This is a genomic window from Bacterioplanoides pacificum, from assembly GCF_042648445.1.
GTDB lineage: Bacteria > Pseudomonadota > Gammaproteobacteria > Pseudomonadales > Oceanobacteraceae > Bacterioplanoides > Bacterioplanoides pacificum.
Map to the genome: position 1 here is coordinate 1 of NZ_JBHRYB010000008.1, position 13,205 is coordinate 13,205.

At 50.0% G+C, this 13,205-nt stretch carries 9 protein-coding genes and 1 tRNA gene; 4 read left to right on the forward strand and 6 right to left on the reverse strand.

The genetic code is table 11. From position 1 onward, the window contains the following. Window positions 1-334, reverse strand: a 334-nt coding sequence (locus tag ACFOMG_RS09930; protein WP_376866372.1) for a GTP-binding protein, incomplete at its 3' end; no start/stop codon positions are given. A 330-nt stretch (window positions 335-664) separates the two neighbouring features. On the opposite strand from ACFOMG_RS09930, the gene fusA reads away from it, so the two are divergent. Then, window positions 665-2,752 carry an elongation factor G gene (gene fusA / locus ACFOMG_RS09935; protein WP_376866374.1) on the forward strand — a complete coding sequence of 696 codons (2,088 nt, stop codon included), beginning with the start codon at window positions 665-667 and terminating at the stop codon, window positions 2,750-2,752. A gap of 154 nt (window positions 2,753-2,906) precedes the next feature. Here the strand turns inward: fusA and ACFOMG_RS09940 are convergent, their stop codons facing one another. Together ACFOMG_RS09940 and ACFOMG_RS09945 are read right to left on the reverse strand one after the other, a co-directional pair. Next, window positions 2,907-3,758 carry a hypothetical protein gene (locus ACFOMG_RS09940; protein ID WP_376866375.1) on the reverse strand — a complete coding sequence of 284 codons (852 nt, stop codon included), beginning with the start codon at window positions 3,756-3,758 and terminating at the stop codon, window positions 2,907-2,909. 28 nt (window positions 3,759-3,786) lie between these two features. Next, a complete protein-coding gene (locus tag ACFOMG_RS09945; RefSeq protein ID WP_376866376.1) occupies window positions 3,787-4,827 on the reverse strand; it encodes a helix-turn-helix domain-containing protein in 1,041 nt (346 codons plus the stop codon). A gap of 209 nt (window positions 4,828-5,036) precedes the next feature. Here ACFOMG_RS09945 and ACFOMG_RS09950 point away from each other — a divergent pair, with 209 nt between their 5' ends. Further along, on the forward strand, window positions 5,037-5,876 hold the full coding sequence (locus ACFOMG_RS09950) for a metal-dependent hydrolase (RefSeq protein WP_376866378.1): 840 nt from the start codon (window positions 5,037-5,039) through the stop codon (window positions 5,874-5,876). Window positions 5,877-5,928: 52 nt separating this feature from the next. Here ACFOMG_RS09950 and phoR read toward each other — a convergent pair whose 3' ends face one another. Beyond that, complete coding sequence (gene phoR, locus ACFOMG_RS09955) at window positions 5,929-7,194, reverse strand: phosphate regulon sensor histidine kinase PhoR (protein WP_376866380.1); 1,266 nt, start codon at window positions 7,192-7,194, stop codon at window positions 5,929-5,931. A 36-nt stretch (window positions 7,195-7,230) separates the two neighbouring features. Continuing rightward, complete coding sequence (gene phoB / locus ACFOMG_RS09960; RefSeq protein ID WP_376866381.1) at window positions 7,231-7,917, reverse strand: phosphate regulon transcriptional regulator PhoB; 687 nt, start codon at window positions 7,915-7,917, stop codon at window positions 7,231-7,233. Window positions 7,918-8,092: 175 nt separating this feature from the next. Here phoB and ACFOMG_RS09965 point away from each other — a divergent pair. Further along, window positions 8,093-8,168: transfer RNA gene (locus ACFOMG_RS09965), tRNA-Thr, on the forward strand. A gap of 54 nt (window positions 8,169-8,222) precedes the next feature. On the opposite strand, the gene ACFOMG_RS09970 is transcribed toward ACFOMG_RS09965, so the two are convergent. Next, on the reverse strand, window positions 8,223-9,092 hold the full coding sequence (locus ACFOMG_RS09970) for an AraC family transcriptional regulator (protein WP_376866383.1): 870 nt from the start codon (window positions 9,090-9,092) through the stop codon (window positions 8,223-8,225). Window positions 9,093-9,452: 360 nt separating this feature from the next. Here ACFOMG_RS09970 and ACFOMG_RS09975 point away from each other — a divergent pair, with 360 nt between their 5' ends. Beyond that, window positions 9,453-13,202 carry a hypothetical protein gene (locus ACFOMG_RS09975; RefSeq protein ID WP_376866384.1) on the forward strand — a complete coding sequence of 1,250 codons (3,750 nt, stop codon included), beginning with the start codon at window positions 9,453-9,455 and terminating at the stop codon, window positions 13,200-13,202. Window positions 13,203-13,205 lie beyond the last annotated feature (3 nt).

Below are 13,205 nucleotides of genomic sequence, written 5' to 3' on the forward strand. Positions count from 1 at the left end.
GGCCGTCAGTAGAACCACATACCAGGATAGCGCCGTCCATCTGAGCCGCACCGGTGATCATGTTTTTCACATAGTCGGCGTGTCCAGGGCAGTCTACGTGTGCGTAGTGACGGCTTGGGGATTCGTATTCAACGTGGGAAGTTGAGATGGTGATACCACGCTCACGCTCTTCCGGTGCGTTATCGATACCTTCAAAGGCAACCAGTTCGCCGCCCCATACTTCTGCACATACGCGGGTCAGCGCTGCAGTCAGAGTGGTTTTACCATGGTCAACGTGACCGATGGTGCCTACGTTTACGTGCGGTTTGGAACGCTCAAACGTTTCCTTAGCCATGTTACAGCCCTCAAAAACAGGAAAATGTTGTTAACAAAACCCCTTGGCAAGGCTGCTGCCAGCTGGCGTCAGCGCTTGTTTCAGGGCGAAATAAGTCGGCCATATTAATGCTCTGAACACGGTAGTCAATATCCACGCGTCGTTGTTCATGCTGACTTCATATATGTGTCACATGCGAATGGCTGTATATTGTGTCATTCCGGGCCGGTTCTGGCGGCATTTTGCTGTTTGTCGCGGCTGTATGAAATTGCCCGTGAAAGACAGTACCTTTCGTGGCCTAAACCTTGTAGAATGGCGCGCGATTTTGAACCCCGCTTTTTGAGTAACGATATGACTGACTTAAGCAAATACAGAAATATCGGTATCTTCGCTCACGTTGATGCCGGTAAAACCACCACAACTGAGCGTATTCTGAAGCTCACTGGTAAAATCCATAAGCTGGGTGAAACCCACGAAGGTGAGTCTACGACTGACTTTATGGATCAGGAAGCTGAGCGTGGTATTACCATTCAGTCAGCGGCTGTTACCTGTGAGTGGAAAGAACACCGTCTGAACGTTATTGACACTCCTGGACACGTTGACTTCACCGTTGAAGTATATCGTTCCCTGAAAGTACTGGACGGCGGTATCGGCGTATTCTGTGGTTCCGGTGGTGTTGAGCCACAATCCGAAACCAACTGGCGTTATGCGAACGAATCTGAAGTAGCCCGTATCATCTTCGTTAACAAGCTGGACCGTCTGGGTGCTGACTTCTACCGCGTGGTTGAGCAGGTGAAGAAAGTGCTGGGTGCCAAGCCACTGGTTATGGTTCTGCCAATCGGTACTGAAGACGAATTCGTTGGTGTGGTTGATCTGCTGAGCCAGAAAGCTTACATCTGGGACGAAACCGGTCTGCCAGAAAACTACGAAATCACTGATATCCCGGCGGATATGGTGGATGACGTTGAAGCGTACCGTGAAGAGCTGATCGAAACCGCTCTGGAAGCGGACGAAGACCTGCTGATGGAATACCTGGAAGAAGGCACCGAGCCTTCTATGGAAGACATCAAACGTTGTATCCGTGAAGGTACCCGTACCCTGCAGTTCTTCCCGACTTACTGTGGTTCTGCTTTCAAGAACAAAGGTATGCAGCTGGTTCTGGACGCGGTTGTTGACTACCTGCCTGCACCAACCGAAGTTGATCCTCAGCCTCTGACTGACGAAGAAGGTAACGAGACAGGCGAACACGCTATCGTTTCTGCGGAAGAGCCACTGCGTGCTCTGGCGTTTAAGATCATGGATGACCGTTTTGGCGCCCTGACCTTTATCCGTATCTACTCCGGTGTGATGAACAAGGGTGATACCGTGCTGAACTCAGCCACCGGTAAAACCGAACGTATCGGCCGTATGGTGGAAATGCAGGCCGACGACCGTACTGAACTGACGCACGCACAAGCCGGTGACATCATCGCGGTTGTGGGTATGAAGAACGTTCAGACCGGCCACACTCTGTGTGATCCTAAGCACGAATGTACTCTGGAAGCCATGGTATTCCCAGAGCCGGTAATCTCTATCGCGGTTAAGCCGAAAGACAAGGGCGCGGTTGATAAGATGGGTGTTGCGATCGGTAAACTGGTTGCAGAAGATCCGTCTTTCCGTGTTGAAACTGACGAAGATTCCGGTGAAACCATCCTGAAAGGTATGGGTGAGCTGCACCTGGACATTAAAGTCGACATTCTGAAGCGTACTTACGGCGTTGAGCTGGAAGTGGGTGAGCCTCAGGTATCTTACCGTGAGACCATCACTCAGCCGATCGAAGACACTTACACTCACAAGAAGCAGTCTGGTGGTTCTGGTCAGTACGGTAAGATCGACTACACCATGAAGCCAGGTGAACCAGGTTCTGGTTTCGTGTTCACCACGTCGGTTGTTGGTGGTAACGTTCCTAAGGAATTCTTCCCTGCGATTCAGAAAGGTTTTGAATCCATGATGGCTGAAGGGCCGCTGGCTGGCTTCCCGGTACTGGACGTTGAAATTGACGTACACGACGGTGGTTACCACGCGGTTGACTCCTCTGCAGTTGCCTTCGAAATCGCTGCAAAAGGTGCATTCCGTCAGTCTATGCCTAAAGCAGGCGCACAGCTGCTGGAACCAATCATGAAGGTTGACGTATTCACTCCGGAAGACAACGTGGGTGATGTGATCGGTGACCTGAACCGTCGTCGCGGCATGATCAAAGACCAGGAAGCGGGCGTAACCGGCGTTCGTATTAAAGCAGACGTACCTCTGTCCGAAATGTTCGGTTACATTGGTCACCTGCGTACCATTACCTCCGGTCGTGGTCAGTTCTCTATGGAGTTCAGCCACTACATGCCTTGCCCATCAAACATTGCTGAAACAGTAATGGCTGAAGCAAAAGCACGTAAAGAAGCTAAGTAATTTTTAATTAATTACTGAACTTCAGAAAAACCCCGTTAATGAAAATTAGCGGGGTTTTTTTATGTGCGTAGCAAAATTCATTGTGCAATATTCACTAAAGGCGGTGCTTCAGTGTGTCAGAAAGCAATTTAGGCTTTTGTGGTCGTGATCAAAGTTAATGGACCGCTGGTAGGATAAAATCGATATAACCATTCAGTTCGGTAGATTCAAATTCCGGGATTGCCAGATGTAATCTCACCATTCCATTTTTCAGCTGAGTGATTTTATAGCTACCTTCATGACGATTCACTGTCGTGTGGTCTGGGCTGCTAATGGAGATGTATTGCCGTCCCCCTAAATTACCGCCAGAGCCTGAAAAATCCAGCGATGAAATACCAATAGTCATGCCGGAACCGCCTTGATCGTGGTGGGTGATGCAAAACGGGTAATCATCACAGCGGGCACTGACGATATCCACACCAAGTTCTTTGCGACTACCAAAATCGATAATGCGGGTTTCAACCCGATCAGCCAACCATGGGCTGCTCATAATAACCCCCTGTAATGGCTGCTCTTTAAATTCATAGCAATATTGGTGTAGCGGTTTTGTATTGCTGTGTTGGCGAGCCTGCTCCCTGAGTGTGCGCTCAAATTCTACATAATACCGTTGCCCTCGTTGTTGCATATAAATTTGCACATCAATTTCTGGATAACAAAAGCGTGTAAAACCCATCACTACTCCTAGATCATTAATGGCTTTAACTCGATAACTGTCCGCTACTAAGCGCCATCCATCTTTTAGTGCAAGTACAGCATCGGGGTCGGTGACATAGCTTTTAGCCGCATGATCAAAATTATAGTTTTCGAGAGTTTTATATAGATAAAGAGCTGTATCGGCTTTCCACTTATCTTGTTGGTTTGAATATTTAAGTGGCTCTGCAGAGGCTGATGAAGGAGGCTGTAAGCTTCCTGGCTGCAGATATAGATAAAGACCTATGAAGATCATCAGGATTAATAATATTTTCATTGTTTCTTCCTTGTGATGTTTGTATTTGTTACCTGGTGTGACTTTTTCCCCGGAACTGAGTGGGCGACTCTCCAGCCCAGTTCTTAAACGCTTTGGTAAAGTTACTGGCATCGCTGTAGCCCAGCTCAGCGGCGATGGCATCCAGTGACAAATCTTCCTGTAACAATTCCTGTGCGCAGTTAAAGCGGACTTCGTCTTTCAGTTGCTGGAAGCTGACGCCTTCGGCTTTTAAACGCCGGGTCAGGGTTGCAGCGGACATATGCAGCTGGCTCGCCATCCCCTCGACGGTTGGCATACGGGCGGGATTTTCTGTTAGCTGACGGCTGATTTTTTCTTTTAGCGTGGCCGGCTCTTTAACCAGCGTTAAAATTTTCTGTAATCGTTGTTCGGTGACGGTTTCCATCTGGCGGTTAAAAAACGGCAGTGGTTGAGTAAACGCCGACGCCGGCCAGACCAGCTGATTATGATCACTGACGTGAATGGTACAGTGCGGTAAGGCTGTTTGCAGTGCGCTCGCGGCGGACTGCCAGTGGTCTGACAACTGGATATAAATATCACTGCGCGCCTGTTTACCGTTTTCGCTGACCAGGGTACGGCAGATGGTTTCTATGCTGGTCAGGAAGGCCAGAATAAGAAACGGTGCGGCGCGTTCGCTGTGGAAGCGTGGTGATACCAGCAGGCTGCGTGTTTGTTCATCGGCCTGGCGCTCCATACGGAATATCTGCGCCCGGGTTTCGAGAAAACGGGTCACCTTTTCACCGGCATCCGACATCGTTTCGCTGTATTGCGCGGCGTAGCCCAAAGCGCCGTGTTTCGACAGCGTCATGCGTTTACCAAAGTCGACGGCGATCTGCAGGTCGTTGGTAAGTTCACAAAAGCGTTCGACAAAACGGATGGCCGACAGGTTGCCGACCCGAGTATCGGGTGACAATAGCAGGCTTTCATCCAGGCCGGTGTGCTGCAGCAGCTGTGATAACGCCAGGCCGTGTTCAAATGCGAGTTCGGCCAGCAGAATCAGGTAATCTGAAGAGATATAGTGGTCACCATGACCCAGGGTTTTTATTGTCATAGCGGCACGCTACTGCCGAACGGCATTTTGCGCAAGGGTAGGAATAGCCAAGGCCGGCAGAAACTGTGCTTTTTGACAATATTCGTGGGCTGCGGCTTGCTCAGGCTGCATGCTTTTCACCGGAGGATGTCGGAATAGCACCGAGCCAGGGCCCGAGGGGTATGCCAGTATGAAGCCTATAAAAACAACAATGTGGTTGAGGAAGCGGCATGACAGACAATAAATCCCAACAGCCGGAGATCCGGGCGCGACGCATGGCGTTTGATATGGATGAACCGATGCGCACGTATTGTTTTCAGGATAATTCACTGATCAGTACGTTTTTTTATGCCTTGTCCTGCCTGTTCCCGGAAGGCGAGCGTTTTTTTATTCATTCCGTGCGTCACTATCGTGACCAGGTAACCGATCCCCTGCTGAAGGAGCAGATCCGCGGCTTTATTGGTCAGGAAGCGCATCATGGTCACTCTCATGAAGGCATGAACGATAAGCTGGAGGGCATGGGTTTTCCGATCAGCCGGATCGTTAAACGACTGGAGAAGCGGGTAAAGTTCCTTAAGACGCTATCGCCGCAACGGCAGCTGGCACTCACCGTGGCGATGGAGCATTTTACCGCAACCCTGGCCGAGCAGGTGCTGGAAAACCCCGACTATTACAGTGATATCGACCCGACCATGCGTAAGATGCTGATCTGGCATGCGGTGGAAGAAATTGAGCATAAAGCGGTGGCGTTTGATGTCTATCGGCAGTTCGTTGATAACGAATTTATGCGCAAGCGGGTGATGGTGGTGGCGATCATTGGCTTGTTTGCACGTTTGTCGATGTATCAGTGTTCGTTGCTGTGGGCCAAACGTAAGTTACCGAGCTGGAAAGAATGGAAGGAGGCGTTTCATTTTTTCTGGAATAAAGACAGCGGCATGTTGCGCCATACCTGTAAGGCGCTGATTCCCTTCTTTAAAACCGGTTTTCACCCCTGGGATATCGACCAGACGGAATTGATCGAAGGCTGGCAGGAACGTTTCCCGGATGTGGCGCAGCTACAGATTTCCTGACGGGTATTGATTCACAGCCCGGTCGTTTACCAGCAACGGCCGGGTGTGTCGGTCAGCGGATACGTTCGTTGGGAATAACAAAACTGAAGGTACTGCCCTGGCCTGGCTGAGATTCAATCTCCAGCACGCTGTCGTGATGTTCCAGGGCGTGTTTCACAATGGCCAGTCCGAGGCCGGAACCACCCATGGTGGATTCACGTGAATCGTCGACCCGGTAAAAGCGTTCGGTTAAACGTGCCAGGTGTTCCGCCGGAATGCCCATCCCCTGATCGGTGACACTGACCCGCACACCGCTGCTTTGCCGCTCAATCCGGAAATCCACATCACTGCCGTTGCCGTATTTCACGGCATTGGTGATCAGATTGCTGAGTACCGAGCTCATCTCATCACTGAAACCGTTGATCTGTAATTCGTCGTTACAGTGGAAATGAATGTTGGCGTCACCGTATTCCTGCAGCTGATCCACCACCGAATGTCCCAGGTTTTTCAGGTTGACCGGTTCACCGTCGCGTTCGCTGTGGGCACTCTCCAGCTTAGACAGCTGAATCAGGTCGTTCACCAGGCTTTTCATACGCTGGCCCTGACTATTCATCTGGCCGACGGCTTTACTCAGACTGGCGGGCAGCTCCATATCGGATAACATTTCCAGATAACCGTTAATCACAGTTAACGGTGTGCGCAACTCGTGGGAAACGTCGGCAATAAAATTCTGGCGCATGGTTTCGACGCGTTTACGTTCGGTAATGTCGCGCACCAGCATCACCTTCTGATCGAGGCCAAACTGAGTAATCTGTACCTGTAATGACTGCTGGCGAACCAGGTTGGTATCAAACTGCAGTGAATCGTCGTAGCTGCCCTGATCGAAATATTTAATAAAACGTGGTGTACGGATCAGGTTTTTGATGTGCTGACCCATGTCTTCCTGACGCAGGGATAATAACCGTGCTGCGGCACCGTTAAAGTTGCTGATATAACCTTCCTGATCGATGATCACGACACCGTCGTGCAACGACTCGATACCCTGGTTATAGCGTTTTAATTGTTTGTTTTGCTGCGCCAGTTTGGCTTTGAGGTTTTTTTCCCGGCGGATGAGTTTGTCCACGCTGTAGCCAATCAGGCCGCTGTCTTGTGGTGCCGGCCCCTGACGGTAACTCCAGCGGAACAGGTCACCCATGGTACGGATTGACATCACCTGGGCCACAATCAGGCCGGCCAGTAAACCATACAGGGGTTGTTCTACTGTCCAGCCAGCGGCCAGTCCCAGGGTTGTTACCACGCCAACTTTGGTCAGCTCACCCTGCCATGCGGATTGGTGCAATGTTCAAACCTCGTTTAGGGTGGTTATAACCACCATTTAATCGTCCGGACTGAAGCGATAACCCGCACCACGTACGGTCTGAATCAGCTTGTCCTGGTCGTCGATTGAAATTGCCTTCCGTAGGCGCCGGATATGCACATCCACTGTACGATCTTCAACGTATACGTTGCCACCCCAAACCCGGTCCAGTAGCTGGGCGCGCGAGTATACGCGATTCGGATGCAGCATGAAAAATTCCAGCAGACGAAATTCCAGCGGCCCCAGAGAAACCTGAGTTTCACCGATGGTGCACTGCTGGCTGCTGCGCTCCAGTTGTAATTTGCCGGCCTTCAGTTGGCCATCGCCGCTGCTGCTGGTACGGCGTAAGACGGCGCGGATACGGGCCACCAGTTCGCGTGGCGAAAACGGCTTCACGACATAGTCATCGGCACCGGCGTCCAGCCCGGATATGCGGTCATCTTCATCGCTGCGGGCGGTCAGTAAAATCACCGGGATATCGGCGGTACGATCATCGCGCTTCAGCTTTTTGGTCAGTTCCACACCCGACATCATCGGCATCATCCAGTCGAGTAATACCAGATCCGGACGATCGTTAACGATCACCTGATGAGCCAGAGCGCCGTTGGCTGATAATTTCACCTTAAAACCGGCCAGTTCCAGGCTGGTGCTGATCATTTCAGCGATCGCTGGTTCGTCATCCACTACCAGAATATAACCACTCATTCGGGGGTCCTGATTTTACGTTAAAACTCGGAAAGCGATTGTGACATTTTTATTAAGCCGATGCAGCGTCAATCTGGAGTTTGATCCGGATTGGATAAAGTGAAGTTTTTCAGAAGGTTAGCAAAAAAAGTGGTTGACGGCGGGCCGTTTGGTCATTAGTATTCGCAGCCACTTAGCCGCTATAGCTCAGTTGGTAGAGCAACTGACTTGTAATCAGTAGGTCCCGAGTTCGACTCTTGGTGGCGGCACCATATTAAAAAGCCTTCAGAGCAATCTGAAGGCTTTTTTTTCGTTCCGGATTGTACTCAGCTGCGTAATACGTGCTGCGGGCTATGGCCGAAATAGCGTTTAAATTCGCGGCTGAACTGGGTCGGACTATCGTAGCCGACCTGAGCGGCGGCCTGCTTCACCCGGACTCCCTGATCCATCAGTAATTCCCGCGCCCGGGTCAGACGTATTTTTTTCACATACTGAATCGGTGATGAGGCCGTGACCTGACGAAAGTTACGGTGAAACGTCGACGGACTCATGTTGGCCATTGTCGCCAGCTGTTCGACATCCAGCTGCTCACAAAAATGGTCGTGCAGGTATTTCAGCGAGCGTTCGATTCTGGCCAGGTGAGTATTGTGGGATGCCAGGGAAAACAGCGGTGCTGCCTGTGGCCCCTGCAGCAGGTGAAACAGAATCTCCCGCAGCAGCCCCGGCCCGAGAATATCGCTTTCCAGCGGCGACAACAGACACTGGCTCAGACGCTCCACCACACATTTCAGTTCGTCACTGCTGCGGCTGACATACAGGCCTTTGTCTTCACTCAGGGTGTGGCGTGGCAGGGGTTGATTGTGCTCATCAAACAGGCGCACCAGCTGGTGTAATAATCTCAGGTCGATATCGATAATCAGCGATAACAGCGGTTTGCCTGGTTCTACGTGGGTTTCGCACTCGGCGGGCAGTGGTAATGTCAGGACCAGATAGTTATCCGGGTTGTAATCGTAGGTCTGCTGGTCGAGGAAAACCCGTTTGTTACCCTGAGCAATCATGACAATGCCCTGGTTGTAACACAGGGGAACCCGTGGAGATGATTGGCTGGCTTTAAACACCCCGACTCCGGGTAATGCGGTACGGTTATAACCTTCGTGCTGTGCCAGAGCGGCGAGATTATCGGTCAGGGATGTCATTGGTGCTGTCCGGCCGTTGTTGATTCTCTCAGTGTAACTGAATGACCCGGGTGTTTTCTGCCAAATGCAGTGCATGTGAGAGTATCAGGCAGGATTCTGGCCGGAATCTGCTTGTTTTAGTAGCGGCAATGTTCAGAAATGCATGGTCATTTCTATGCGGTAACCCTGCTGCTGTTCCAGTTTACTGAGTGAATAACGCCACTCGCCGACTTCCGGTTCGCCCTGATAAATGTCCCAGGCCGTTTCGGTCCAATGTTATCAACTGTTTTGAACCTCTGTGTATAGCCTGACCCCAAGGCGCAAAATACAAACGGTTACATCGTTACTCTTCACGTGAAAATACTCTGTGTGGAGATAAAAATGGACTATCAAATATTTAAATTCTATCGCTTATTTATCCTGATCTGGCTTACTGCTGTGAATCTGGCTGGATGTGGATCAGGAGACTCTTCCGACTCTGATTCTGGCTCGGATTCGCCACCCAGCTCTGAAGTTAAAAGTTGGCTGTTGTTCGACCTTGAAGCCTTTTCTGGTGCTCTACGTCTTGAAAATGAGGACGGTAGTGATTTTTTAACGCTTTCATGGGATGCGGGTGAAAATCAGCTGAAGTTAGTTAATCGTATGGCGGATGAAATCCCGCTGGTTGACGGGCAGAAGGTTCTGTTGGCGGACATCTCCTTCGATTTAGACCAGGCTGTGCTTAGCCAGGTACCGCATGGTCACTTCTGCTCAGTCGCGTCAGAGCGTGAGCAATATCGTGTTCAGTGTTATACCGGCAAAGATGCGGCCCAGTTCTGTGAAGCGACGGCTGATAGTGATGAAGATGGTCTTAACGATTGCATTGAGACGCTCAATTACGGCACAAATCCCTGGCAGGCAGACACCGATGGCGATGGAAAAATCGATGGTGACGAAGTTCAGGACTTTGACCCAGGCAATGCCTATGATCGCAATAATCCACGTATTGCCGATATGTATCAGTTTGAGTTTTCGCTGGCGTCGGTTCCGGCGATCACTCTGTATACAGAACAGGCTATTAACAATAGCAACGAGTTGTCGGTTCAGTACAGCGATAGCCAGAGTGTGAATACCAGTCGCGACTATGCCACTAATTTAAGTAAAGAAGTGAGTCGTAGCGATACCCATACCGTTGGCGCATCGTTATCGATTGAGGCAGACATCAGCTTAACACCGTCGGTGTCGACCACCGTTGAATCCAGCTATGAATATCAATCGGAACGCAGCCAAACCCATGGCGTGAGTTTTGAGTGGAGTGAAAGTCAATCACAAGCAAATGAAACCGTGTATCAGCAAGGGCAAGCAATCTCTAGCAGTGAAACGAACACGCTGACGGGTGGTAAGCTTGCTATTGCTGTTCGCCTTGAAAATCGCAGCCGCACAGACTATCAGGTCCGAAACCTGAGTATCAGTGCATTTTTCGATGATCCGGTTAATGGCCAGCGAGAGCCGATTGATACACTTCAGTTTGCTGATGGAAGCTTTAATCCGATCTATCTTCCAGCCCCGGGGGCCGGGGCGGTAACGACAAGTGGTGATTTGATTTTTACAGTGGATCTTACCGCAGGACAGGCACAACACATTCTGAAAAATTCTGAACGTCTGTCATTTGAGCCGGTTGCTTTAGATTTAATCGACAGTCAGGGGCAGTCGTTGTTACCAAAAGCGACATTGCTGGATAGAACAGCAGTTGTTGAGATCAACTATGGTGAGTCTGGTAATCCCGGTATTAATAAACGCATTGCAATTAATACAGGTCTCGAATCCAGTGTCAGCCTGGCGGATGTGCTGAATGATATTTTGGGTATTGATTACGATTACGGAAAAATCAGCTGGGACCTTCCATCTCCGATAGAATTTTCAGAAACCTATTCGAATATCACCTCTATCGCGGGTATTCGCAGTAATAATAATACAGGACAGTACTGGGTTATTGCCCATAATCATAACTCACCGGGTGGATTTAATGGTCGGGTGACCGATATTTATTCCCCTTTTAAAGAAGATGTTGATCTGAACACTATTCGTGTCAGCTCTGAAGACAAAATATCTTTCATCTATGTTTCCGACCGGGATAAGGATGGTTTAAGCGATGAAACTGAGCGCGAGTTAGGCACCAACCCGGAGGTGATCGATACCGATAATGATGGATTGCCGGATTTTCTTGAAGTTATGGGATGGTTCAGTGATGGTGCAGGTCCGGACTGCAGTGACAACCTTGATAGCAGTAAAATTCTTATTACTTCAGATCCGCTGCTTGCTGATACCAATGAAAATGGTGTTAACGACTTTGATGAGGCAAAAACCTGCCAGGATCCCGGGAAAATATTAAAATTGAAGGTGACTAGTAACCTGAATCCCAAGCCGGATTCTGATTATCCGGGGTTAGCTGATCAGAGTGAAACCGTTCTATTGGAAGTTGATACAACGGGCAGCACTGTGATGGAGAGTGATCTGCGCTATCACTGGAGTCTTGTTTATGGTTCCGACACGACATTAGAGCCAGCAGACATGCCTTTGTTGACCAATAGCAGAAGCCTTGTTATTCCGGCTGCTAATTTATTGGGTTTACAACACTGGCAGGTTGAGGTCACTCAGGTTGATGGCAATCAGGATGTATTAGCGCAAGAAATTTTTGATGTACAGTTTTTTGTGGTTAAAAACAAAGCTCGAGCCAGGTTTGTTGACATTCAGAATGACGAGGCAGGTGACGGAAGTTGGAATAATCCGTGGAATAACGCAAAAGACGCCATTCGCTCACTTAAAAATCCAAATAGCATGGATATGTATGTTAATGGCTTGGCTGCCATTACCTATCAGGAAACCATCGAAATAGCTGAAAGTAATAGTTTATTTGCAGGGTTCGATAACTGGAAAATGACTGAAGGACAATGGCTGGAATTAAAGTCGCACTTTACCCCGGCTATGTCCGTTGCATTGGGCAATCATTCCAGTGAAATATACGGTGTTAAGTTGTTGCAAACAAAAAGTTCACAGGCCAGTGATAATGATCATGTTAAAGCGATGAAAATCAACGGGAGTGATGGCAGTAAACTGAGTCTGGTGAATAGCGCTATCTATGCTACCGATGCGTTTACTGCCGATGGTCAGGATCCGAGGGGGATCAGCAACTATGCGATCAGCCTTGAAGGGGCCGCCAACTTATTCATGCTCAAAAGCACGGCTGTTGCTGGTGCTGCAACGGATGGTATGTGGGGGCTTTCTGGTGCCTATCAAGCCCCGGGAGGTGGGTTAAAAGGCGGGCGCAGCTCTTCAGACTGGGACACGCGCAAAGGTCAGGGGAATCAGGTTCCGTGGTCAAACAGTCAGTGTGATCGTCATGTTCGTGACACCGTTGTGGATAATGGTGATCATGGCCGCGATGGCGTTGACGGTAATGATGCACCGCCAACGGCAGCAGCGACCTTCACTGATGCTGGCTATTTGGCTGGCCACGGCTTCGATGGGGAAGATGGTCAGCCAGGTTCTGGTGGATTTGCTTGCTGGAGTGATGGCTCGCATGGTGGCGATGGTGGTAGTGCTGGTAAAGGTGGTAAGGCAGGTCAGGCCGGAGGTGGCAGTTTTGCCCTTTGGAGTGCACCCTACGAACTGCCGGGCAAGCGCCGCATAGAGCTTGAACGTTCTTATTTCTTAAGCGGCCAGGCAGGCAGTGGCGGAACGGGCGGTAAAGGTTCTGTCGGTGGTTCAGGCAAAAATGGTGAGTGGATAAACGGTGACTCCGTCGGCGGACGTGGAGGAAAGGGCGGTAAGGGTGGTGACGCCAGTCATGGCCGGGGCGGTCTGACGGTCCCAATTTTATTAAATATCAATAGTGATATGACGTTTGATCAAGGCCACTTAATTGGCGGACAGGCGGGTAATCGGGGTACCTCACTGATTCTCTATGTTGTGGATGAGAGCCGTACTGCGATTGATTTTAAAAACCTGAACGAGTCCATCATCACGTGCGGTACGCTGATCTCCGGTGACCTCGGTGGCAATATGAACATCGCAGGCAGTAACAACGACGGAGCGATCGTCGAAGATGGTGCAACGATTAAATATTGTTCACCACCGAATTCCGGTAATTAGCCG